Below are 22,773 nucleotides of genomic sequence, written 5' to 3'. Positions count from 1 at the left end.
ACCGCGCGGCGTCCTCACGCACCGGCGAGCAACGTGGCTTGCGCCTGGGCGACATCGGCGCCGACCGCGGCCTCGTCCACCGTCGTGACAACACCGTCACGCACGACTTCGCGCCCGTTGACGATCAGCGCGGCCAGCGGCGGCGCCGAGCCGAGCACCAGCGCGACAACCGGGTCTTCGATGCCCGCGTGCGCGGGCGTGTCCAGCCGCCACAGCGCCAGATCGGCCAGCTTGCCCGGCTCGATCGACCCGATCTCGGCCTCCCGCCCGAGCACCCGCGCCCCGCCCATGGTCGCCAGTTCCAGCGCGGCCCGCACGGTCATCGCCCGCGGCCCGCCGACAGCCCGCGCGTACAGCAGCGCATTGCGCGGTTCCTCGATCATCGAGCTCGACTCGTTGCTGGCAGCGCCGTCGACCCCGAGGCCGACCGGCACCCCCGCCGCCACCAGGTCCGCGGTCCGCGCGATCCCCGCCCCGAGCCTGCCGTTGGACGTGGGACAGTGCGCCACGCCGGTCCCGGTCCGCGCCATCGCGGCGATCGCCGGATCGTCGAGGTGCACGGCGTGGGCGAACCAGACGTCGGAGCCCAGCCAGCCCAGCTGTTCCATGTACTGCGCGGGCGTGCACCCGAAGTTCTCCAGGCAGAAGTCCAGCTCGTCGTCGGTCTCGGCCAGATGGGTATGCAGGCGCACCCCCGCCGACCTGGCCAGCGCCGCGGACTCCCGCATGAGATCACCGGTCACCGAGAACGGCGAGCACGGCGCGAGCGCGATCCGCACCATCGCGTCGAACGACGGGTCGTGCCACTGCTCGATCGCCGCGGCACTGGCGGCGAGAATGTCGTCGATCGACTCGACCACCTCGTCGGGCGGTAGCCCGCCCTCGCCCCTTCCCAGATCCATCGACCCCCGCGCCGGGTGAAACCGCAACCCGACCGCCGACGCCGCACCGATCTCGGCCGCGAGCAGGTCCCCGCCACCACGCGGGAAGACATAGTGATGGTCCGACGACGTGGTGCAGCCGCTGCGAGCCAGCGAGACCAGCGCACCGGTCGCCGCCACCCGCACCGACTTCTCGTCGATGCGCGCCCACACCGGATACAGCATGGTCAACCACTCGAACAGGGTGTTGTCGGCGGCCAGGCCACGGGTGATCCACTGGTACAGGTGGTGATGGGTGTTCACCAGACCTGGCGTGAGCACACACCCACGGCCGTCGATACGCGTCACCTCGGGTCCGAACGCGGGCGGCTTACCCGCACCGACAGCATCGATCCGGTTGCCCCGCACCGTGACCCAGCCGTCGCGGTATTCGGTGCCCGCCGCGTCGACGGTCACCACCGCGCACCCGTCGATCACCAGATCGTTCACGGCACCCATGCGAGCCCCGCTTCGGGAGCGTCCGCGCGCTGCAACGTCGCGTGGATCGAGCCGTACGGACGATCCGCCGCCCAGCACACCTCCCCCTTGTTCTCGATCCCGAACTGCGCCAGGTCGTACTCGAAGTGGTGCTTGTTCGGCGCCGACAGCCGGATCTCGGCGAGTACCGGGAACCGTTCCAGCACAGCGTTTCCCATCGCATACAGCGTCTGCTGCAATGCCTTGGAGTAGGTCGTCGCGAACAACTCGAGCAGCGTGGCCCTGATGCCGTCGTACACCTCGTCCCAGTCGAATCCGCCGATCTCGGCGAAGCGCCACTGCACGATCAGCGAGGTGGCGAGCACGCGATCGTGGGTGGGGGCCAGCGTCGTGTACTCGTCGGTGAGGAAGTCGGCGAACTCCGAGCCGGTGGACTTGAGCAGCACCAGGTCCTTGATCCCGCCGATCACCCACGTCTGCCGCGCGTCGCCCTTGCCCGCCACGGTCACCGCGGCGGTGCGCACCTCGGGGCCCTGCCGCACCCAGGTGTGGTCGTGCTCGCGACCGTCCACCGAGACCCGCTGCCATCCATAGGAATCCACGTCGATCCGCGCGCTCGATACCGGCTCGACGGTGTCGACGAAATGCGTCGCCAGCGCGATCGCATAGTCCTCGACGGTGTCCAGGCCCGGCTTCTTCGCGTACACGAAGGCGGTGTGTTTCTGGGTATCGGTGGGCAGGACATGACGCTGGTCGCCCTCGATGTAAGCCGCCGCGAAATCGCCGCGCAAGGTGGTCGAGACATTCACATCGCGGATCTCGTGGCGCGCATTCTCCTTGTAGAACCGCACGACCCGGTTCTCGGACTTGCCATAACGGTTGTCGGTCAACACGATCGGACCACTCATCACCATCTGCGTGCTCAGCTTCCTCGGTAGGTGGAATAGGCGAACGGCGACAACAGCAGCGGCACATGCAGATGCGGCTGCTCACCCACCGTGAACGCGACGCAGACCTCCGGATAGAAGGTCTCGGTGCCCTGCGCCGCGAAATAGCTGCCGGTGTCGAAGAACAACCGGTAGTCCCCCGGATTCAGCCCGGCGGCAAGTTCTTTCACCCGGCCGTCGGCATCGGTCAGCGCCTCGGTCAGGCGCTGGTCGCCGCGCATCAGCCAGACCGCGACGCCTTCGGCCGGCACCCCACGCACGGCATCGAGGACGTGCGTGCTCAGGCCGGTCACGCGTCCGCCACCGTTCGGGCGAGGCGTAAACGATTGATCTTCGCCAATTCGGTGCGCATGACCTGCCTTTCGGTCGACGGATCGTTGTCCAGCCGCGCCCGCAGGACGGCGAGCAGTTCCTCGCCGCTGCGCCCTGCCGCGCAGACCAGGTAGATATGGCCGAACTTCGCCTCGTAGGCGCGGTTGCCCGCGATGAGCTCTGCGGTGACCTCGGCACCGGACACCCCGGACTGTTCTCGGGCCGATGCCGCCGAGGTCGGGCGTTCACCGATCCGTGGGTGACCGGCCAGCGCCTCGTCGATCTCGGCGTCGTCGAGCGCGGCCAGCGCGGCGTCGGCGGCGTCGAGCAGCGACTCCGCGGTGGCATAGGGACGGGCGGCGGCGACCGCCCGCGCCCAGCGTGGCGCGGAGCAACAGGAAAGCAAGGCCGCTTCGGCGGCCGGGGCGGGCAGTGCGTTGAATCCCGCGAGGCCGATCGCTTCGCTCGTCATCGATCCAGCATCTCCCCATCCCCTGGCAGCCGCCACCGTTGTGCACTCGGTCACGTCGGCGTGTCGTCGTCCTTGTGCTCCCCTGCTGTAATCGACCGGCAACATTGCCCTATTAATTTCACCGCCATGCCCCAGATCGACCCGCCTGTGCCGTCGGCGTGCACCGGCATCGTCCTCGCGGCGGGCGCGGGCACCCGCTACGGCAAACCCAAGGCACTCGCCGAGAACGGCGCCTGGCTGCGCTCGGCGGTCACCGCCCTGCGCGACGGCGGCTGCGATCCGGTGATCGTTCTGCTCGGCGCCACCGGACCCGATCCGGCCGGACTCGGACTGCCGCCGGACACCGCGTGGCGATGGGTCGACGACTGGGCCGTCGGGCTCTCCGCGACGGTCCGTGCGGGCCTGCGCGCGGCCGCCGACGCCGGCACGCGCTACGTGGCGTTCCTGCCCGTCGACATTCCCGATATCGGGCCCGATGTCGTCGCGCGGGTGCTCGCCGCGGCCCGCGCGAGCGAGAGCGGACTCGCCCGTGGTGTGTTCTCCGACACACCGGGGCATCCCGTTGTGATCGAGAACAAGCACTGGGACGCCATTTCGGCAGGGTCCGCAGGCGATACCGGTGCAGGTTCCTATTTGTACGGTCGACAGGATATGGTGTGCGTCACGTGCGACGACTTGGCGACAGGGGCCGATCGCGATTTCCCGGAAGTCGACGCACGATGATCGGAGTTTGAGATATGCGCGATATCGTCGATGACCTTCTGCGAGTGTGGCATTCGGGCCGCACCGGTGGCCTCGCCACCGTGGTCCGTACCATCGGCACCACCGCGCTGCCGATCGGGTCGGGAATGCTCGTCACACCCAATGGCGGAGTCTTCGGATCCATTGCGTCCGGGCGGTTGGAAGAGACCGTCTACGCCGCGGCACTGGAAGCCGCGCAGACCGGGGTGCGGCAACTACGTCGCTACAGTTTGATCACCGGAATGGAATCGGTCTCCGACGACGGCCAGCTGGTCGACATCTTCGTCGAGCCGTTTTCCTGCCGCGACTTTCCCGAATTCCCCGCCATTGCCGCCGACATCCAGGCCCATCGCCGGGTCACCGTCTTCACCGTGGTGTGGAATCAGGACCCCGATGTCATCGGCCAGCACCTGGTCACCGATCGCAAGCACGCCACCGAGCTCGTCGCCCTGCCCGAGTCGGACCTGTTCGTCGCGTCCTACTGCCCGCCGCCGCGCCTGATCATCTTCGGCGCCAACGCCTATGCCGCCACCCTGGCCGCCCAGGCGCGGATGATCGGCTACCGGGTCAGCATCTGCGATTCGCGTCCCGAGTTCGCCGACCCGGCCTCGTTCCCGGGCGCCGAGGTCGTCGTGGACTGGCCGCACCGCTACCTGAACACGCTCTCGGCCGCGGGCGAGATCGACAGCAGCACAGGCATTGTCGTGCTCGCCAACGAGCCGCGCTTCGAGATCCCGCTGCTCACCGTCGCCCTTCGCCTGCCCGAACTGGGCTACCTGGCCGCCCTCGGCACCCCCGCCGACCAGGCCCGCCGCCTCGACGACCTGCGCGCGGGCGGCTTCGACGAGCCGACCCTGGCCCGCCTGCACGTGCCCGCCGGGCTCGAGTCGGGCCCGCGCACCCCCGCCGAGACCGCCGTCTTCGTCACCGCCGACTTCCTCGCCTCGCGGGCAGGCCTGCGCCTCGCCGCCCGCCGCGACTACGGGTCGGCGGCGGTCGGCCTGGCGATCTAGGGCCTACTTCAAGCCCGGGTTCTCCGCGTACACCTCGCGCAGGACCGACAGATCGAACAGCTGCTCGGCCTTGATGTCGATCTTCGCGGTGCGCAAGGCGGCGACGTTCTGCTCGATCAGCGCGTCGGTCATCGACAGCAGGCCGTCGGTCCTGGTCGAGGCCGACACGACCAGATCGTTCTGCGCGATGGCCTCCTTGGTCTGCTCACCGAGCTCGAGCTTCTGGTCCTTGCCGTAGACCTCGACGGCGAGCCTGGCCGACTCGGCCGGATCGGCGACGGCATCGCGCCAGCCCTTGATCTCGGCGATCAGGAACGCCTTGAGTTTGTCGCGCTCGTTGTCGATGGTCGACTGGGTGACCGTCAGCGTCTCCGCGACCAGCGGCAAGCCGAAATCGGCGAACAGGAAGTTCTCGTTCGCGAAGCCCTTGGCCGCCAGGGTGATCGGCTCGTTGGTCACATAGCTGACCCAGCCGTCGACCTCGCCGTTGGCCAGCGGCGTCGGATCGTACTGGGCGGGCACCACCGTCACCTCGCCCGGCGCGATGCCGTTCGCGGCCAGCAGCGCGCTGAAGATCAGCTGGTTGGTGTCCTGCACGCCGATCTTGCGGCCCTTCATATCAGCCGGGGATTTGATCGGCTTGCCTGCCGAGCTGACGATCGCGAACGGATTCTTCTGATAGGTCGCGCCGACGATCTTGGCGGGTAGCCCCTCCAGGATCGCGGGCGCGGTGGTCTGCGGAGCGGACAGGCCGATCCACACCTTGCCGGTGTCGAGCCCGGCCTCCACCGAGGTACTCGCCGCGCCACCCGCGATGAGGTCTACCGCGCCGAATCCCGCATCCTTGAAATATCCCTTCGAATCGGCGAAATACTCACCCGCGAATTCGATGTTCTTCAGCCACGACAACTGCACCGCGACCTTGCCGTATTTCGAACCGTCGTCGGTCGAACCGTTCGGGGAACTGCCCGAACCGCCACCGCACGCGGCGAGCAGACCTGCCCCACCGAGCGCGGCGCCGGTCAGCGCGGAATAGCGGAGAAAGGAACGACGGTCGATACTGTTCATGCGCCGAATGTAGTTTCGGTGCGTTTCGTTCTCTTTGCGTCCGCGTTCCGCCGCTATTCCCTCCCGGACTACGCCTTACCCGCGCTCGGCCCGAACCGCGCGAGCACCAGATTCTCGATCACTCCGACGATCGCGTACAGCAGCACCGACACCACGGTCACCACCACGATCGACGCCCACAGCCGGTTGTACTGGAACATCGGAATGGCGCGCACCAGACTCGCGCCCAAACCGGTTCCGCTGCCGAGCCATTCACCGAGCAGCGCGCCGATCAACGCACCGGGCACCGAGACGCGCGCCGCGGCGAACACCGAGGGCAGCGCGGCGGGGACCGCGACCATCCGCAGCCTGGTCCAGCGCGAGCCACCGTAGGCCGTCACCAATTCCATGGCCTGCCTTGGCGCCTCGCGCAGACCGGTCATGATCATCACCAGGGCCGGGAAGAACACCACGATCGCCGTCAGCACCGCCACCCCCGCCGTGCCGCGACCGAAGACCAGCACCACGATCGGGCTCAACGCCACCAGCGGCACCGATCGCAGTAGCATCGCCACGGGCATGAACGTCTGCTGCACAGCCGAATACAGCACGAACAGCGCGGCCACCCCCAGCGCGCCGAGCATCCCGACGGTGAAGCCGATCGCGGCGTCGCGCAGGGTGATCGTGAGGTCGTCGAGAATCGCCTGCCGGGCGGTCCCGGCGCCCGGCGCGGTCACCAGGTAGCGCCAGATGTCCGAGGGCGTCTTGCCGACCCTCGGCCCGATCTGCGGGAACGCCCGCAGGAACAGCGACCAGATGATCAGCAACAGGATCAGCGAGGTCGCCAGCGGCAACAGGAACCGGCCGATCCGGCGCAGCACGGTGGTCGTCATCGCCCCTCCTCCGCGGTCGCCGTCCACGGCGTGATCAGTCGCGCGGCCACCGCGACCACCAGATAGCCGAGCCCGGCCAGCGCGGCGGCGGCCAGCGCCATGCCCCAGGTGCGCGGCACGTTGTAGGCGGTCTGCGCGGCCGTCAGCGCGACCCCGATCCCGCTGTCGACCCCGCCCAGATACTCGCCGATGATCGCGCCGAGCACCGCCGACGGCGCGGCGATCTTCAAGGCGGCGAACGTATTCGGCAGCGCCGCGATCGCCTGCACCCGGTACAACTGCTGCCAGCGTCCGCCACCGTAGGCGCGCACCAGGTCGAGGCTCGCCGGATCGGCCGAGCGCAAGCCGGTGACCGCGCCGACCATGGTGGTGAAGAAGCAGTACATGGCGGCCAGGAACACCGTCGGCGTGCGGCCGCCGAAGACCACCAGGATGATCGGGCCGAGCGCCACCAGCGGCGTGCAGTAGCTCAGGATGGCCAGCTGGGTGGCCAGCGGCTCGATCCGCGGGATCAGCATGATCAGCGCCGCGATCCCGATCGCGAGCGCGTTGCCCCAGAGAAAACCCTGGAGCGCGCCTGCCGCGGTCACCTGGAAGTTCGGGCCGTACAGCCCCCAGCCGTCCGACCACATGGTCGACAGCACCCGCCACGGCGTGGGAATCGTGCCCCCGGCCACCCCGGCCGCAGCCAGGATCCACCACAGCGCGATCAGCGCCGCGACGCCGAGCGCACCGGCGACCCGCTGCGCGCCACTCATGCCACGCCGCCGCGCCCGAACAGCAGCTCCGACAGGTAGTCGCAGAGCTTGTGGAATTCCGGGGTCCGCATCATCTCGGGCGTGCGCGGCCGGGGCAGATCGATCTCGACCACCTCGAGCACCCGCCCCGGACGTGGGCTCATCACTGCGACCACATCCGAAAGGAACACCGCCTCGCCGATGCCGTGAGTGACCATCAGCGTCGTCGCGGGTTTCTCGGTCCAGATGCGCAGCAGTTCCAGGTTCAGCCGCTGCCTGGTCATGTCGTCGAGCGCGCCGAAGGGCTCGTCGAGCAACAGCACCGACGGCTGCACCACCAGCGCCCGCGCGATCGAAACCCGTTGGCGCATACCGCCGGACAACTGCGCCGGTTTGGCCTTCTCGAACCCCTCCAGACCGACCAGCGCGATCAGCTCGGCGATCCGCTCCGGTTCAGCGGGCAGCCCGGCCACCTGCAACGGCAGCCGGATATTCGACTCGACGCTGCGCCACGGCAGCAGCGCCGAATCCTGGAAGGCGATCCCGAGCTGATGACCGCCGCGCAATTGTTCCGGCGACTGCCCGTTGATCCGCGCGGAGCCCGCACTCGGCGCGTCCAGGCCCGCCAGAATCCGCAGCACCGTCGATTTGCCGCACCCCGACGGGCCGAGCAGGGACAGGAATGCCCCGGCCGAGGTGTGCAGATCGACCGAGTCCAGCGCGTCGACGGTATTGCGGCCTGCCCGGAAGGTCTTGCTCAACCCGGTGATGTCGATCCCGGTTGTAACGCTGCCGGGGATTTCCTTACCCATGATCGCCACCATAAGAGTGGCTGGTTGCGGCGGTATTTCCGATTCGCAGGCAGTATTGCGCGACCGTTAACCGTGCTCGAGGTCACTGGCAATTCTGCACCGGTAACGAATATGTCCCGCCGGAGGACATAGAGTGTCGGAGGATCTGACAGCCCCACGGCCGTCGAGCGCATACCGCTCGGCCGACGGGGGAAACACTGCGATGACGGGGCCGACAGGGCCCGTGGACTGGAACCGACTGTTCGATGAAGCTCTCTGCACTACGTAACGTGGCCGCCCTGCGCACCACCGCCGTGGCTCTGACCGCCGCCTTGTCGGTGGCCGTGATCGCCGCAGGCGGCGCCGCATCCGCCGAGCCCGAGAAGCCCTCTGCCGTGTCGTCCGTCGTCAAGGACGGGCGTACCTGGCATCTGAAGGTGTACTCGGCGGCGATGAAGAAGGACATCACCATCGACGTGCAGCGGCCTGTCGACGAGTCCAAGCCGGCGCCCAACTTCTACATGCTCAACGGCCTCGACGCCGGCGAGGGCTCCGCGAGCTGGGCCGCGCAGACCAACGCGCTCGACTTCCTCGCCGACAAGCAGGTCAATGTCATCCAGCCGATCGGTGGCCGTGGCAGCTACTACACCGACTGGAAGCAGGAAGACCCGCGGCTGGGTCTGAACAAGTGGACCACCTTCTTCACCCAGGAGCTGCCGCCCCTGCTCGACGCCACCCTCAACTCGACCGGCCTCAACGCGCTGGCCGGGCTGTCCACCTCCGGCACCTCGGTGCTGCAGCTGGCCGAGGCCAAGCCCGGGCTGTTCAAGTCCGTCGCCGCCTACAGCGGCTGCGCGCAGATCGCCGACCCGATGGGCAAGCAGGCCGTCAAGTTCTCCGTGGAGACCTGGGCGGGCGGCAAGACCGCGAACATGTACGGCGCCGACAACGACCCGGCCTGGACCGAGAACGACCCGGTCGTCAACGCGGAGAAGCTGCGCGGCACCAACCTCTACATCTCCAGCGGTAGCGGCATGCCGACCAACGCCGACGTCGCGTACTACCTCAACGGCTCGCCCGGCCCGATGGGCGTGGTCAACCTCGGCCTCGGTATCGGCATCGAAGCCGCGACCAACGCCTGCAGCCAGAACCTGAAGGCCAAGCTGGACTCGCTGGGTATCCCGGCGACCTACCAGTTCACCCCGATGGGCACCCACTACTGGCCGTACTGGGAGCAGGCGCTGCACGAGTCGTGGCCGCTGCTCGCCCAGGGCATGGGTATCTGATTCAGCGAACACCCGCAAACGGGAGGCATCCGATCCGGATGCCTCCCGTTTCGCGTTTGCTCAGGTCGGCAGTGCCGACGGCCGGACCGAGAGCCCGGACCGGATGAAATAGGCGATCTCGTCGCAGATCTCGTCGACCGAAATCGCGTCGCCGGGAACGGTCGCGTGCACCATCTCCTGGGCCAGGGAATTCACCGCGCCGATCAGGGCGAGCGTGAACAGGTGCACGCTGCGCGATTCCGCTTCCCCGCGGGCGGCGGCGCGCTGGGCTTCTCTGGTGAGCAGGCCGGAGACCGAGCGCCGTTGCGCGCGCCGCCATTCCTCCACCGCCGGGCTCACGCCGACGACCTCGACATAGAACACCCGGGCGGCGCGCCGGTCCCGGCAGGTCACCGCGAGAAAAGCACGGAAACTCTCCACCACGCGCACCACCAGCGGCTGCTCGCTTGTCCGTGCCAATGCCTCGTCGACGCGGTGCAGTGCGGCGGTGTTCAGCCGGTCGACCAGCGCGATCAGCAGCGCTTCGCGACTGCCGATGTCCTCGTAGAAACTGCGGGTCGACACATTCGCCGTCGCGCACAAGCGCTCGATCGATGTCGACGAATAACCCTGGGTACCGAATAGTTCCAGCGCCGCGTCGGTCAACCGGTTGCGTCGCATGGCTACTCTCTGCTGACGCGACAATCCACCGTAACTACGACCACTATCGGTTTCATTCACACGCCGAACCACCCGTGAATGCTAGCGCGCAACCGCCGGGCATCCGGGCGAATCGAAAACTGTCCGTGTCATGAATTCCACTGGCGCAGCGGAATTGTCAGGCCTCGCTGTCGTCGAGCGGTTCGGCCAGCGGCCAGCCACCGGCCGCCAGATGCGAGGCCACCCGGGAGACATCGTCGGGATCGGGCTGCTGTTTGGCGAAATCGGCGATGGCCGCTTCGATCTCGGCCTGACTGATGGATTCCCGGTTCGGATTGGCCTCGACCAGTTTCTCGCCGATCACCACCACCTCGTAGTCGGTGAGGTGCCGGTGCAGCACCGCGAACAACGCGACATAGTCCGATTGCGGGATGCCCTGCGGATATCCGGCGCGCAGCCAGCCCAGGACGCGCGAGAGCAGGTTCGGCCGGACGGCGGGGTGGGGGGTCGGATCTGTCATCGAGTCCTCGCTCATGCTTGACCGAACAGATGAATGCCGAACTGGTGGGCGATGAATGCCTTGGCGGTGAACAGGATCCCGGCGATCACCACGGTGACGATGACGACCAGGCAGATCAGCGCGCCTGCCAGTGCCGGGTAGTTCCGGTGCACGCGGCCCTGCGCGTCGACCGTCTCGGCCTTGGCCCACCAGCGCACCGCGAAGGCGAACACGGCGGGCACGCCCGCGCCGAAGACCAGCGCGGCCAGCACCACTTCCCACAGTGAACTCAGATTCGTGATCACGGTATGCACGTTCGCTCCCCTCTACCCGGCGTGGTTCTGTTCGATCGACGACTGCGGCGGCGCACCGTCGGGCCACTCGTTCACATTGTGGGTGCCGACCGGGTCACGCCGCGACCGCAGATAGATGCCGAGCGCACCGAAGATCAGGATCCCGAACACAACGAGGACACCGGGCAGGCCACCGATGAGGTGCGCGATCGCCCAGCAGATCGCGCCGACGATGCCCGCCATCGGCAGCGTCAGCAGCCAGGCCACGGCCATCCGGCCCATCACCCGCCAGCGCACCTCGGCGCCCTTGCCGATGCCGGTGCCGAGGATCGCGCCGGTCGCGGTCTGGGTGGTCGACAGCGGCAGGCCGAAGTGCGCGGAGGTGAGGATGATCGCCGCCGAGGTGGACTCCGCCGCGAGGCCCTGCGGCGACTCGATCTCGACCAGGCCCTTGCCCAGTGTCCGGATGATCCGCCAGCCGCCGAGGTAGGTGCCGAGGGCGATCGCGACCGCACAGGCCGACATCACCCACAGCGGCATGTGGTCGTCCTGGTCGAGCGAGCCGTAGGCGACCAGCGCGAGGAAGATGATGCCCATCGTCTTCTGCGCGTCGTTGGTGCCGTGGGCGAGTGAGACCAGCGACGCCGACCCGATCTGGCCCCAGCGGAAGCCCTCGTTCGACTTGTCCTCGTCGACGCCGCGGGTGATCCGGTACACCAGGAAGGTGGCGATGGCGGCGACCAGCGCGGCGATCACCGGGGCCAGAATCGCGGGGATCACGATCTTGATCAGCACGCCTTCGGAGCCCGACACCCAGATCACGCCGCTCCAGCCGAGCGCGGCGATCGTGGAGCCGATGAGCCCGCCGAACAGGGCGTGCGAGGAACTCGACGGCAAGCCGAGCAACCAGGTCAGCAGATTCCACAGAATGCCGCCGACCAGGCCGGCGAACACGATGACCAGCAGGTCTTGTCCGCCCACCTCGTCCAATTGGACGATGCCCTTGGCCACAGTCGCCGCCACCGATACCGACAGAAAAGCGCCGATCAGATTCAGCACGCCGGAGAGCGCAACCGCCACGCGCGGCTTCAAAGCACCGGTGGCGATCGAGGTCGCCATGGCATTGGCCGTGTCGTGGAATCCGTTGGTGAAGTCGAATACGAGAGCTGTGGCGATGACGATCAACAGGATCATTAGTTCGGCGCTCACCCGAACAGTGTGTCGTATGCCCGCATCGGATTGCCAAACCGTTGCGGGAAAATCCCTCGCCGGATCAGCCGGCTGCCCCCAGTGCGCGGACCGCGTCGATCGTGTCGGCCTGCGCGGGCTCCTTGTCCGGCCGGTATCGCAGCACTCTGGCGAACCGCAGGGCGACGCCGCCGGGGTATCTGGTGCTGGTCTGGACGCCGTCGAGCGCGATCTCGACGACGAGTTCGGGGCGAAGGTACACCGCGTGACCGTCGGTGTGCGTCTGGTAGCGCGGGAACTGTTCGGTCTGCCAGCGCAGCAGCTCGTCGGTGAGGCCCTTGAAGGTCTTGCCGACCATCACCGGCTCGCCGGTCTCCGGGTCGAGGGCGGCCAGGTGCAGGTTCGACAGGAATCCGGTGCGCCTGCCGTACCCCCATTCCGCGCCGATCACCAGCAGGTCGAGGGTGTGCGCCGGTTTGATCTTCTGCCATGACTTGCCGCGTCTGCCCGCCGCGTACGGCGCGTCGAGGGACTTGACCATCACGCCCTCGTTGCCGACGGCCAGCGCGTCGTCGTAGTACTCGGCGGCGGCCTCGGCATCGGGGGCGACGAGCGCGGGGATGCTGTGCCCGCCCGCCACCCGCTCGAGCATGGTGCGGCGCACGCGCAGCGGCTCGTCGAGCAGGTCGACGCCGTCGAGGTGCAGGCAGTCGAAGAAGTAGGGGTGCAGCAGCAGTTCCCTGGTGTCGCCGACGGTGGCGAACCGGCTCATCGTCTCCTGGAACGGGCGCGGGCGGCCCGCATCGGTGAGCGCCAGAGTCTCCCCGTCGAGCACCACGCTGGTGCAGTCCAGTCCGGCGACCAACTCGACCAGCTCGGGAACGCCCGCGGTGATATCGCGCAGGGTCCTGGTGAACACCCACACCTGCTCGCCGCTGCGGTGCACCTGGATGCGGGCGCCGTCGAGTTTGTGTTCGACGCTCACCTGCGGGCCGAGTTCGGCCAGCGCCTCGTCCAGCAAGCCGCCCGGCGACGCGAGCATCGGCGCGACCGGCCTGCCGACTTCGAGCCGAAACGCGCTCAGCGCCGCCTCGCCGCCGGTGACCGCGGCGGCGGCCGTCGCGGGCAGTTGTCCGGACAGCATGTGCGCGCGCCGCACCACCTCGACCGGGATGCCGGTGGACTCGGCCAGCGCTTCGACGACGACCGCGGTCAGCGCGCCCTGGCGGAGTTCGCCGGTGAGCAGCCGGATCAGGAAGGACTGTTCGTCCTTTGTCGCGGCCGTGAACAGGGAGGTCAGCAATTCGCGTCTGCGCAGCGTGGAGCCGGTGCCGCTGAGCCCGGTCAGCTGCGAGAAGACATCGTCGACCGCGCCGACGGTGAGGTGCGCCGCCTCGCTGGGCGGAGTGTCCAATCCGGCCACCGTGCGCCAGCCCGCCCCGATCCGGCCCTGCACCAGCTCACCGGACAGCCAGGCGACCACGGTCCCGATTTCCTGCGGGCTCGCGGCAGCGAAGAGCTCGGCCAGCGCGGCGATCTTCGCCTTGCGCGACCGGGTCGCTCGCACCGCCGCCGAGGCCGCGACGACATCGCTGAACAGCACCCGACGACCGTAACCCGCGGGTGTGACACATCGCTCAGCCCACGCTGTTAAGAATCCATTGGCAAGGCTGCAAAACCCCCCATAAACTGGACATATGGCCAAGACCTATGTCGGTGCGCGGCTGCGCCAGCTGCGCACCGAGCGCGGACTGAGCCAGGTCTCACTGGCCCAGAAGCTGGAGATCTCGGCCAGCTATCTCAACCAGATCGAGCACGACGTGCGCCCGTTGACGGTGCCGGTGCTCAAGCGGATCAACGAGGTCTTCGGCGTCGACCCCGCCTTCTTCTCCGCCCACGACGACACCCGGCTCATCGCCGAGCTCCAGGAAGTCGTGATGGACGCCGAGCTCGGCATCGAGGCCGACACCCAGGAGATCGCCGACATGGTCTCGGCGCATCCGAGCATGGCGCGCGCCCTGGTCGCCATGCACAACCGGTACCGCAACACCAGCGCCCAGCTGGCCGCCGCCACCGAGGACCGCTTCTCCGACGGTTCCGGCAGCGCCGCGATCAGCAAGCCGCACGAGGAAGTGCGCGACTACTTCTATCAGCGCCAGAACTACATCCACGAACTCGACACCGCGGCCGAGGACCTCACCGCGCGCATCCGCTTCCACGGCGGGGAGGTGAGCACCGAGATCGTCCGCCTGCTGCGCTCGCACGGCGTGCGGATCGTCGAGCGGATCGACCTCGGCGAGGGCGTGCTGCACCACTACGACCCCGAGACCAAGCAGCTCGAGATCTCCCCGCACCTGTCCGGCGGGCAGCGCACCTTCAAGCTGGCCGCCGAGCTCGCCTACCTCGAATGCGGACCGCTGCTCGACAAGCTGGTCGAGGAGGGCAATTTCGCCTCCGACGCCTCGCACAAGCTGGCCATGCTCGGCCTGGCCAACTACTTCGCGGCCGCAACCGTGTTGCCCTACAACCACTTCCACGAGGTGGCCGAGGACTTCCGCTACGACATCGAGCGCCTGTCGGCCTTCTTCTCGCAGAGCTACGAGACCATCTGCCACCGGCTTTCGACCCTGCAGCGGCCGAGCCTGCGCGGCGTCCCGTTCTCCTTCGTCCGCGTCGACCGCGCGGGCAACATGTCGAAACGCCAGTCCGCCACCGGTTTCCACTTCTCCGCCAGCGGCGGCACCTGCCCGCTGTGGAACGTCTACGAGACCTTCGCCTACCCCGGCAAGATCATGACCCAGATCGCCCAGATGCCCGACGGCCGCAAATACCTCTGGGTCGCCCGCACGGTCGAACGCCGCGCCACCCGCTACGGCCAGCCAAGCAAAACCTTCGCCATCGGCCTCGGCTGCGAACTCCGCCACGCGGGCCGCGTCGTCTACGCCGACGGCATCGACCTGGGCGAAGCCACCGCCACCCCCATCGGCGCGGGCTGCCGGGTCTGCGTCCGCTCCAACTGCCCCCAACGAGCCTTCCCACCCCTCGGCAAGGCCCTCGACATCAGCGAACACCGCAGCTCGGTCTCCCCCTACCTGATCAAATAGTCCGCGCTACCGGACCGAGCGACCGGACAGGGGGCTACCGGGCGCCGCGTAAACGCGGAATGATCGATTGCAGGAACAAACCGCGGACCGGCAGGCCCTCGACGCCGACAGTCAGGAGGCGTTCGATGCAGAAACAATCGCGACGAGTAGCCCGAATCGCCGTCGGCGTCCCCTTCGCGCTGGCAGTGTCGCTGTCCGGCGTGGATGCGCACGCACTGGAATCGAACCGGATCACCGTGATCGAGACCGAGTACTCGATCACCGTGTCCAGGCCCAATGTCCGGGCGGGTACCTACACCCTCGACGTGCGGAACGATGGCAGAACCCGCCACGACCTGGTCATCGCCGGGCCCGGCGTCGATTCCCGCACCCCGGTGCTCGAGGGCGGCGCCAGCGCCGAACTGAAGGTCACACTGCAGGCGGGCACCTACGCACTCTGGTGTTCCGTCGGCAAGCACCATTCGATCGGAATGCGCTCCAGCATCTCGGTCGCCTGACCGCGCCGTTCAGAAGGCTTCCTCCGGGATGGCCATGATGTCGTTGTCCATGGTGGCGAGGATGTTCTTGGTAGCGGTGAGTTCGGGGAGGACGTTCTTGGCGAAGAAGCTGGCCGCGGCGATTTTGCCCTGGTAGAAGGGGCGGTCTTTGGGGGTGGCGTCGGCGGCGAGGGCGGCGGCGGCGATGTCGGCTTGGACGAGCAGGCGCCAGGCGATGAGCAGGTCGCCGACCGACATCAGGAAGCGGACCGAGCCGAGGCCTACCTTGTAGAGCTCGGTGGGGTCGCTCTGGCCCGCCATGGCGTAGCCGGTGAGGGTGGCGCCCATGGCGGCGATGTCGCCCTGGGCGGTGCGCAGCAGGGCGCGTTCGGCGCCGAAGCGGCCGGAGTCGCTGTCCAGGTAGGCGGTGATCTGGGCGTTCACGTGGGCCAGCGCGGTGCCGCGATCGCGAATGATCTTGCGGAAGAAGAAATCCTGGGCTTGGATGGCGGTGGTGCCCTCGTAGAGGGAGTCGATCTTGGCGTCGCGGATGTACTGCTCGATCGGATAGTCCTGCAGGTAGCCGGAGCCGCCGAGAGTTTGCAGCGACTCGGTCAGCAACTGATAGGCCCGCTCGGACCCGACGCCCTTGACGATCGGCAGCAGCAGATCGTCGACGCGATGCGCGAGCTCCGGATCGGCGCCCGAGACCAGTTGCGCCACATCCTCGTTCTGATGCGCGGCGGTGTACATATATACCGCGCGTAACCCCTCCGCGTACGCCTTCTGCATGGCCAGCGACCGCCGCACATCGGGGTGATGGGTGATGGTCACGCGCGGCGCGGCCTTGTCCGACATCTGCGTCAGGTCCGCGCCCTGCACCCTGGTCTTGGCGTACTCGAGCGCGTTCAGGTAGCCGGTCGACAACGTCCCGGAGGATTTCACGCCGACCGTCATCCGCGCGTTCTCGATCACCTTGAACATCTGCGCGATGCCGTCGTGCACGTCGCCGACCAGCCAGCCCTTCGCGGGCACCGAGGTGCCGCCGAAGGTGAGCTCGCAGGTCGGCGAGGACTTGATCCCCATCTTGTGCTCGATGCCGGTCACGTACACCCCGTTGCGCTCGCCGAGTTCCAGCGTCTCGGGATCGAAGAGGAACTTCGGCACATAGAACAGCGACAGCCCCTTGGTGCCGGGGCCGGCGCCTTCGGGCCGGGCGAGCACGAGGTGGAACATATTCTCCGCCACGTCACCCACGTCACCACCGGAGATGAACCGCTTCACCCCCTCGATGTGCCAGGACCCGTCGGGCTGCGGCACCGCCTTGGCGCGGCCCGCGCCCACATCGGACCCGGCATCGGGCTCGGTGAGCACCATGGTCCCCTGCCAGCCGCGCTCGAAACCGCCACGCGCCCAGCGTTTCTGCTGCTCGGTGCCGATCCCGTAGAGCACCGAGCCCATCAGCGGACCCATGTTGAAGAAGCTGGCCGAGGGATTGGCACAGATGACGAGCTCGTTGATGGCCCACATCAGCACGTTCGGGGCGGGGGTGCCGTCCATGCCCTCCGGCATGCCGAGCCGGTACCAGCCCGCTTCGTGCACCGCGTCGACCGTCTTGCGCAGCGACTCGGGCACCGTGATCTCGAAGGTCTCGGGGTGATAGACCACCGGGTGCCGGTCGGCATCGGCGAACGATGCCGCGATCGGGCCCTCGGCCAGGCGTTTCACCTCGTCGAGGATCTGGCGCACCGTATCGGAGTCAAGGTCGCCGTAGGCCCCGGTGTCGAGGAGTTTGTCGAGATTCAGTACCTCGAAGAGATTGAACTCGATGTCACGCACATTCGACTTGTAGTGCCCCATCGGTCGCCTCCTGGACTGACCACACACGGCCCGAGCGCCGTGCGATTCGGCTGTTCGACGTCGTACGAATTCGAAGCGTGCCGCACCGCGGCGTCCCTACGCAACCGTAGGCACACACCCGCCCTGAGCAATTGTTCACACGGATGAAACAGACGAAACGGACACGTGACCGAGAGATATTCCGGTGCAACATGTTCCATCTACCGTTCCGCTCACGAATACAGCCGCTGTATACAACCCGGTGTACATCCAGTACCCGGGCGGCAGCGGTGTCGATGAGGAGAACCGCCCATGTCTGATTCCCGTCTGGTCAAGGCACTCACGGTGCCCGCCGCGGTGGCCGTCGCCGGCCTGTTGCTCACCGGCTGCGGTGCGCGTGACGACGCGTCCGCCGGCTCGAATGCCGTGTCCTGCGTCGACACCACCAAGGACACGATCAAGGTCGGTTCGCTGCACTCGCTGTCGGGCACCATGGCCATTTCCGAAGTCACCGTGGCCAATTCGACCAAACTGGCGATCGACCAGATCAACGCCGCGGGCGGCGTGCTCGGCAAGAAGATCGAGATCGTCCTCGAAGACGGCGCCTCGGACCCGAAGACCTTCGCCGAGAAGGCGGAGAAGCTGATCAGCTCCGACTGTGTCGCCGCGGTGTTCGGTGGCTGGACCTCGTCGAGCCGCAAGGCCATGAAGCCCAAGTTCGAGAGCCTGAACTCGCTGCTCTACTACCCCGTGCAGTACGAGGGCCTGGAAGACAGCAAGAACATCTTCTACACCGGCGCCACCACCAACCAGCAGATCATCCCCGCGCTGGACTACCTGAAGCAGAAGGGCATCAAGTCCCTCTACCTGGTCGGCTCGGACTACGTCTTCCCGCAGACCGCCAACCGCGAGATCAAGGCCTACGCCGCGGCCAACGGCATCGAGATCAAGGGCGAGGACTACACCCCGCTGGGCTCGACCGACTTCTCCACCATCGTCAACAAGGTCCGCAGCGCCAAGGCGGGCGCGGTGTTCAACACCCTCAACGGCGACTCCAATGTCGCGTTCTTCCGCGAGTACACCAACGCGGGCCTCAAAGCCGCTGAGATGCCGGTGGTTTCGGTGTCGATCGCCGAGGAAGAGGTCGCCGGTATCGGCGCGCAGAACATCGCGGGCCAGCTGACCGCCTGGAACTACTACCAGACCGTCGACTCCCCGGTGAACAAGAAGTTCGTCGCCGACTACAAGGCCGCCTTCGGCGCCGACAAGCCCACCTCGGATCCGATGGAAGCCGCCTACGCCTCGGTCTTCCTGTGGAAGAACACCGTCGAGAAGGCCAAGTCGTTCGCCGTGGCCGACGTGCAGGCCGCGGCCGACGGCGTCAGCTTCGAGGCGCCCGAGGGCACCGTCACCATCGACGGCACCAACCACCACATCACCAAGACCGCCCGGATCGGCGAGATCCGCCCGGACGGCCTGATCTACACGGTGTGGGATTCCGGCAAGGCGATCACCCCTGACCCGTACCTGAACTCCTACGACTGGGCCAAGGGCCTCAAGTAATCAGCCCGATCGGTGTGGGACGCGCCGCGTCCCACACCGCCCCATTCCAAGGAGTCCACTGCAATGGACGTGCTGATCGGCCAGCTCTTCACGGGGTTGAGCCTGGGATCCATTCTTCTGCTCGCCGCGCTCGGCCTGGCGCTGACCTTCGGTCAGATGGGCGTCATCAACATGGCGCACGGCGAGTTCATCATGGCCGGCTGCTACACCACCTACGTTGTGCAGCAGGTCTTCTCGTCGGCGGGCGTCTCGCTGGTCGTGTCGCTGCTGCTCGGCTTCCTGATCGGCGGCCTGCTCGGCGCCGCGCTGGAAATGGGCCTGATCCGCTACATGTACGACCGTCCGCTGGACACACTGCTGGTCACCTTCGGTGTCGGGCTCGTACTCCAGCAGGCCGCGCGTGACATCTTCGGCGCACCCGCGAAGAACGTACTCGTACCCGAATGGCTCAGCGGCGGAATCACTATCGCAGGTGCGGTGGTGCCCAAGACCCGCATCTTCATCCTGGTGCTGGCGATCGTCGCGGTGACCGCGCTGGCCGCCGTGCTCAAGGCCACGCCGATGGGTCGACGAATCCGGGCCGTCGTGCAGAACCGCGGGCTTGCCGAAACCAGTGGAATATCCAGCAGATTCACCGATATCAGCACGTTCTTCATCGGCTCCGGCCTGGCCGGCGTCGCCGGTGTGGCGCTGACCCTGATCGGTTCGACGAGTCCCACCATCGGCCAGAGCTATCTGATCGACGCGTTCCTGGTGGTCGTGATCGGTGGCCTCGGCCAGATCAAGGGCACGGTGATCGCGGCGTTCGCGCTCGGCCTGCTCAACTCGTTCATCGAATACTCGACCACCGCGTCCATCGCGAAGGTGATCGTGTTCGTGCTGATCGTCATCTTCCTGCAGGTCCGTCCGCAGGGCCTGTTCACCGTGCGGACGAGGAGCCTGGCATGACCGCACTCACCGAACGCCTCCGCGCGTATCCCCGGCTGACCCCGCTGGCGGGTTTCGCGGTCGCCGCGATTCTGCTGTTCGCGGTGGCACCCGCAGTGCTCAGCGACTTCCGCCTGAACCTGCTCGCCAAGTTCCTCTGCTTCGCCATCGTGGCGGCGGGCATCGGATTGGCCTGGGGCCGTGGTGGAATGCTCACCCTCGGCCAGGGCGTGTTCTTCGGCATCGGCGCCTACATCATGGCGATGCACATGCAGCTCGCCGACGCCACGCGCCTGGGCAACGACGTGCCCGAGTTCATGGAGATCTCCGGGATCAGCGAGCTGCCCGCCTTCTGGGAGCCGTTCGCCGCCGCGCCGGTCGCGATTCTCGCCATCCTGGTGCTGCCCGCACTGGTGGCGGCCGTGCTCGGCTACGGCGTGTTCAAGCGCCGGGTCCGTGGCGCCTACTTCGCCATCCTGAGCCAGGCGCTGGCCGCGGCGCTGGCGATCCTGCTCACCGGTCAGCAGGCCATCGGCGGCTTCACCGGCCTGTCGGATTTCCGCGCCTTCTTCGGCTTCAAACTGTCGGACCCGGCCAACCGGCAGATGCTGTTCTTCATCGCCGCAGGCACCTTGCTGCTGGTCGTCGCACTGATCCGGCAGCTCAACCGCAGCCGCTACGGCGAACTGCTTGTCGCGGTGCGTGATGCCGAGGAGCGGGTGCGCTTCCTCGGCTACGACCCGGCCAATATCAAGATCGTCGCCTATGTGGTCGCTGCGTTCCTGGCAGGCATCGCCGGTGCGCTGTTCACCCCGATCGTGGGCATCATCTCGCCCGCCGACATCGGTGTCGTCCCGTCCATCGCGTTCCTCATCGGTGTCGCGATCGGTGGCCGCACCACGCTGCTCGGTCCGGTTCTCGGCGCGATCGGCGTGGCCTGGGCGCAGACCTCGCTGTCGGAGTCGTTCCCGTCGGGCTGGACCTACCTGCAGGGCGTGTTGTTCATCGTCGTGGTCGGGTTCATCCCCGCCGGACTGGCCGGGCTGTGGCCGCTGTTCAGGGGCTGGTGGCAGAGCCGGAAACCGGAGCCGGCCCCGGTTCCCGCCGAACCCGCCGCCGTCGTCACCGAGGAGAAGGTGCAAGTGCGATGACCACACACGAGCCCAAAGCGGGCGGCAACGCGGGCATGGACAGCGACTACCTCGAAATCCGCGGTCTCTCGGTGAGTTTCGACGGTTTCAAGGCCGTCACCGATGTCGACCTGACGGTGCTGCAGGGCGACCTGCGGTTCCTGATCGGCCCCAACGGCGCGGGCAAGACCACCCTCATCGACGCCATCACCGGCCTGGTCCCGGCCACCGGCTCGGCGCAGAAGTCGGGCACCGAACTGCTCGGCAAGAAGGTGCACCAGATCGCCCGCCTCGGCGTCGGACGCACCTTCCAGACGGCGAGCGTGTTCGAACAGCTCAGCGTGTTGCAGAACCTCGACATCGCGGCGGGCGCGGGTCGTTCGCCACTGTCGCTGCTGCGCGCGCGCAAATCGGTGCTGCCCAGCATCGAAGAGGCTTTGGAGACAACGGGTCTCACCGCCCTGCGGGACAAGCCGGCGGGTGTGCTCGCGCACGGTCAGAAGCAGTGGCTCGAGATCGGCATGCTGCTGGTGCAGAACGCCTCGGTGCTGCTGCTCGACGAGCCGGTCGCGGGCATGAGCGCCGAGGAGCGCGAGGAGACCGGCAACCTGTTGCGCCGCATCGGCGGTGACCGCGTGGTCGTCGTCGTGGAGCACGACATGGACTTCATGCGGTCCTTCGCCACCTCGGTCACCGTCCTGGCGGGCGGCAAGGTGCTCAGCGAGGGCAGCGTCGAAGAGGTGCAGGCCGATCCGAAGGTGCAGGAGGTCTACCTCGGCACCGCGGCACTCGCCGAGGACGCGACGAACAAGGAGTCGGCCGATGCTTGAACTACACGACATCCACTCGGGCTACGGGCGCACCGAGGTGATCCACGGCGTCAGCCTGACCGTGCCCGACGACAGCGTAGTCGCCATCATGGGCCACAACGGCGCAGGCAAGACGACGCTGCTGCGCACCGCCGTCGGCCTGCTGCCGACCAAGTCCGGCACGATCACCTTCGACGGCGACAAGATCACCAAGCTCTCCCCGTCGCAACGGGTCAAGCGCGGCATCGCCTACGTGCCGCAGGGACAGCAGAGTTTTCCCCAGCTGACCACCGCCGAGAACCTCCAGGTCGTCGCGGACGGGCGCAAGCGCGGCAAGGCGCTGATCGAGGAATCGCTCGAGCTTTTCCCCGCGCTGCGTGAGCTGCTGACCCGCAAGGCCGGTCTGCTCTCCGGCGGTCAGCGTCAGCAGCTGGCCATCGCGCGCGCCCTGATCACCGAGCCCAAGTTGCTGATCCTCGACGAGCCGACCGAGGGCATCCAGCCGTCGGTGGTCGCCGAGATCGAGCGCACCATCATCGATCTCACCCAACGTGGTGGGCTCAGCGTGTTGCTGGTCGAACAGCACATCGGCTTCGCTCTGCAAGCCGCCCAGCACTATTACGTGCTGCATTCGGGCCATCTCGGCTCCTCGGGCGAGGGTGGGGCCGGTGCGGAATCCGCGGTCCGCGCGGCGATGGCGATCTGAACG

The 22,773-nt window shown here is 67.5% G+C and carries 24 protein-coding genes; 10 read left to right on the top strand and 14 right to left on the bottom strand.

Features of this window, described 5'->3' with window-relative positions:
* Nucleotides 1-14: 14 nt before the first annotated feature.
* Genes IEY60_RS07150 through uraD form a run of 4 tightly spaced genes read right to left on the bottom strand, consistent with a single transcriptional unit; the run spans nucleotide 15 to nucleotide 3,089 of the window.
* Nucleotides 15-1,379, bottom strand: coding sequence for an 8-oxoguanine deaminase (locus IEY60_RS07150; protein ID WP_189025356.1), 1,365 nt, complete (start codon nucleotides 1,377-1,379; stop codon nucleotides 15-17).
* Complete coding sequence (gene pucL / locus IEY60_RS07145) at nucleotides 1,367-2,272, bottom strand: factor-independent urate hydroxylase (protein WP_189025353.1); 906 nt, start codon at nucleotides 2,270-2,272, stop codon at nucleotides 1,367-1,369. The genes IEY60_RS07150 and pucL overlap by 13 nt, the downstream gene beginning before the upstream one ends.
* A gap of 8 nt (nucleotides 2,273-2,280) precedes the next feature.
* Complete coding sequence (gene uraH / locus IEY60_RS07140) at nucleotides 2,281-2,598, bottom strand: hydroxyisourate hydrolase (protein WP_189025351.1); 318 nt, start codon at nucleotides 2,596-2,598, stop codon at nucleotides 2,281-2,283.
* A complete protein-coding gene (gene uraD, locus IEY60_RS07135; protein ID WP_189025341.1) occupies nucleotides 2,595-3,089 on the bottom strand; it encodes a 2-oxo-4-hydroxy-4-carboxy-5-ureidoimidazoline decarboxylase in 495 nt (164 codons plus the stop codon). Before uraD ends, uraH begins: the two co-directional genes overlap by 4 nt.
* A gap of 126 nt (nucleotides 3,090-3,215) precedes the next feature.
* Here uraD and IEY60_RS07130 point away from each other — a divergent pair, with 126 nt between their 5' ends.
* Nucleotides 3,216-3,812 (top strand): nucleotidyltransferase family protein, encoded by a 597-nt coding sequence (locus IEY60_RS07130; protein WP_189025339.1) that lies wholly within the window; start codon nucleotides 3,216-3,218, stop codon nucleotides 3,810-3,812.
* A gap of 14 nt (nucleotides 3,813-3,826) precedes the next feature.
* On the top strand, nucleotides 3,827-4,843 hold the full coding sequence (locus IEY60_RS07125; protein WP_189025337.1) for an XdhC family protein: 1,017 nt from the start codon (nucleotides 3,827-3,829) through the stop codon (nucleotides 4,841-4,843).
* Nucleotides 4,844-4,846: 3 nt separating this feature from the next.
* Here the strand turns inward: IEY60_RS07125 and IEY60_RS07120 are convergent, their stop codons facing one another.
* From IEY60_RS07120 to IEY60_RS07105, 4 genes are all read right to left on the bottom strand, one after another.
* Nucleotides 4,847-5,911 (bottom strand): ABC transporter substrate-binding protein, encoded by a 1,065-nt coding sequence (locus tag IEY60_RS07120; RefSeq protein WP_189025335.1) that lies wholly within the window; start codon nucleotides 5,909-5,911, stop codon nucleotides 4,847-4,849.
* A 68-nt stretch (nucleotides 5,912-5,979) separates the two neighbouring features.
* Nucleotides 5,980-6,783: an ABC transporter permease gene (locus tag IEY60_RS07115; protein ID WP_189025333.1), complete on the bottom strand. Its 804-nt coding sequence runs from the start codon at nucleotides 6,781-6,783 to the stop codon at nucleotides 5,980-5,982.
* Nucleotides 6,780-7,541, bottom strand: coding sequence for an ABC transporter permease (locus tag IEY60_RS07110; RefSeq protein ID WP_189025331.1), 762 nt, complete (start codon nucleotides 7,539-7,541; stop codon nucleotides 6,780-6,782). The genes IEY60_RS07115 and IEY60_RS07110 overlap by 4 nt, the downstream gene beginning before the upstream one ends.
* A complete protein-coding gene (locus IEY60_RS07105) occupies nucleotides 7,538-8,332 on the bottom strand; it encodes an ABC transporter ATP-binding protein (RefSeq protein ID WP_229739629.1) in 795 nt (264 codons plus the stop codon). The genes IEY60_RS07110 and IEY60_RS07105 overlap by 4 nt, the downstream gene beginning before the upstream one ends.
* Nucleotides 8,333-8,577: 245 nt before the next feature.
* Here IEY60_RS07105 and IEY60_RS07100 point away from each other — a divergent pair, with 245 nt between their 5' ends.
* Nucleotides 8,578-9,597 (top strand): alpha/beta hydrolase, encoded by a 1,020-nt coding sequence (locus IEY60_RS07100; protein WP_189025326.1) that lies wholly within the window; start codon nucleotides 8,578-8,580, stop codon nucleotides 9,595-9,597.
* Between the two features lie 60 nt (nucleotides 9,598-9,657).
* On the opposite strand, the gene IEY60_RS07095 is transcribed toward IEY60_RS07100, so the two are convergent.
* From IEY60_RS07095 to IEY60_RS07075, 5 genes are all read right to left on the bottom strand, one after another.
* The gene (locus IEY60_RS07095; protein WP_189025324.1) at nucleotides 9,658-10,257 is read right to left on the bottom strand and encodes a TetR/AcrR family transcriptional regulator; all 600 of its coding nucleotides are present in this window, start codon (nucleotides 10,255-10,257) and stop codon (nucleotides 9,658-9,660) included.
* A gap of 157 nt (nucleotides 10,258-10,414) precedes the next feature.
* On the bottom strand, nucleotides 10,415-10,756 hold the full coding sequence (locus tag IEY60_RS07090) for a DUF3349 domain-containing protein (protein WP_229739628.1): 342 nt from the start codon (nucleotides 10,754-10,756) through the stop codon (nucleotides 10,415-10,417).
* An 11-nt stretch (nucleotides 10,757-10,767) separates the two neighbouring features.
* The gene (locus tag IEY60_RS07085) at nucleotides 10,768-11,049 is read right to left on the bottom strand and encodes a hypothetical protein (RefSeq protein ID WP_189025320.1); all 282 of its coding nucleotides are present in this window, start codon (nucleotides 11,047-11,049) and stop codon (nucleotides 10,768-10,770) included.
* Between the two features lie 12 nt (nucleotides 11,050-11,061).
* Nucleotides 11,062-12,237 (bottom strand): inorganic phosphate transporter, encoded by a 1,176-nt coding sequence (locus IEY60_RS07080; RefSeq protein ID WP_189025318.1) that lies wholly within the window; start codon nucleotides 12,235-12,237, stop codon nucleotides 11,062-11,064.
* 64 nt (nucleotides 12,238-12,301) lie between these two features.
* Nucleotides 12,302-13,819, bottom strand: a complete 1,518-nt coding sequence (locus IEY60_RS07075) for an ATP-dependent DNA ligase (RefSeq protein ID WP_189025315.1) — start codon at nucleotides 13,817-13,819, stop codon at nucleotides 12,302-12,304.
* 94 nt (nucleotides 13,820-13,913) lie between these two features.
* Between IEY60_RS07075 and ramB the strand changes: the two genes are divergently transcribed.
* Nucleotides 13,914-15,320: an acetate metabolism transcriptional regulator RamB gene (gene ramB / locus IEY60_RS07070; RefSeq protein ID WP_189025313.1), complete on the top strand. Its 1,407-nt coding sequence runs from the start codon at nucleotides 13,914-13,916 to the stop codon at nucleotides 15,318-15,320.
* Between the two features lie 125 nt (nucleotides 15,321-15,445).
* The gene (locus tag IEY60_RS07065) at nucleotides 15,446-15,817 is read left to right on the top strand and encodes a cupredoxin domain-containing protein (protein ID WP_189025303.1); all 372 of its coding nucleotides are present in this window, start codon (nucleotides 15,446-15,448) and stop codon (nucleotides 15,815-15,817) included.
* 9 nt (nucleotides 15,818-15,826) lie between these two features.
* Here the strand turns inward: IEY60_RS07065 and IEY60_RS07060 are convergent, their stop codons facing one another.
* A complete protein-coding gene (locus IEY60_RS07060; RefSeq protein WP_189025301.1) occupies nucleotides 15,827-17,656 on the bottom strand; it encodes an acyl-CoA dehydrogenase in 1,830 nt (609 codons plus the stop codon).
* Between the two features lie 291 nt (nucleotides 17,657-17,947).
* Between IEY60_RS07060 and urtA the strand changes: the two genes are divergently transcribed.
* From urtA to urtE, 5 genes are all read left to right on the top strand, one after another.
* Nucleotides 17,948-19,198 (top strand): urea ABC transporter substrate-binding protein, encoded by a 1,251-nt coding sequence (gene urtA / locus IEY60_RS07055; protein ID WP_189025299.1) that lies wholly within the window; start codon nucleotides 17,948-17,950, stop codon nucleotides 19,196-19,198.
* Nucleotides 19,199-19,261: 63 nt separating this feature from the next.
* A complete protein-coding gene (gene urtB, locus IEY60_RS07050) occupies nucleotides 19,262-20,146 on the top strand; it encodes an urea ABC transporter permease subunit UrtB (RefSeq protein WP_189025298.1) in 885 nt (294 codons plus the stop codon).
* A complete protein-coding gene (gene urtC / locus IEY60_RS07045; RefSeq protein ID WP_189025296.1) occupies nucleotides 20,143-21,276 on the top strand; it encodes an urea ABC transporter permease subunit UrtC in 1,134 nt (377 codons plus the stop codon). The genes urtB and urtC overlap by 4 nt, the downstream gene beginning before the upstream one ends.
* Entirely contained in the window at nucleotides 21,273-22,085 is an 813-nt protein-coding gene (gene urtD / locus IEY60_RS07040; protein ID WP_189025294.1) for an urea ABC transporter ATP-binding protein UrtD, read from the top strand. The genes urtC and urtD overlap by 4 nt, the downstream gene beginning before the upstream one ends.
* Complete coding sequence (gene urtE, locus IEY60_RS07035; protein WP_189025293.1) at nucleotides 22,078-22,770, top strand: urea ABC transporter ATP-binding subunit UrtE; 693 nt, start codon at nucleotides 22,078-22,080, stop codon at nucleotides 22,768-22,770. The genes urtD and urtE overlap by 8 nt, the downstream gene beginning before the upstream one ends.
* Nucleotides 22,771-22,773 lie beyond the last annotated feature (3 nt).

Origin of the sequence: Nocardia rhizosphaerihabitans, from assembly GCF_014646295.1 — a bacterium.
In the GTDB taxonomy this organism is placed as follows: domain Bacteria; phylum Actinomycetota; class Actinomycetes; order Mycobacteriales; family Mycobacteriaceae; genus Nocardia; species Nocardia rhizosphaerihabitans.
This window is presented reverse-complemented; position numbering and strand designations above follow the sequence as displayed.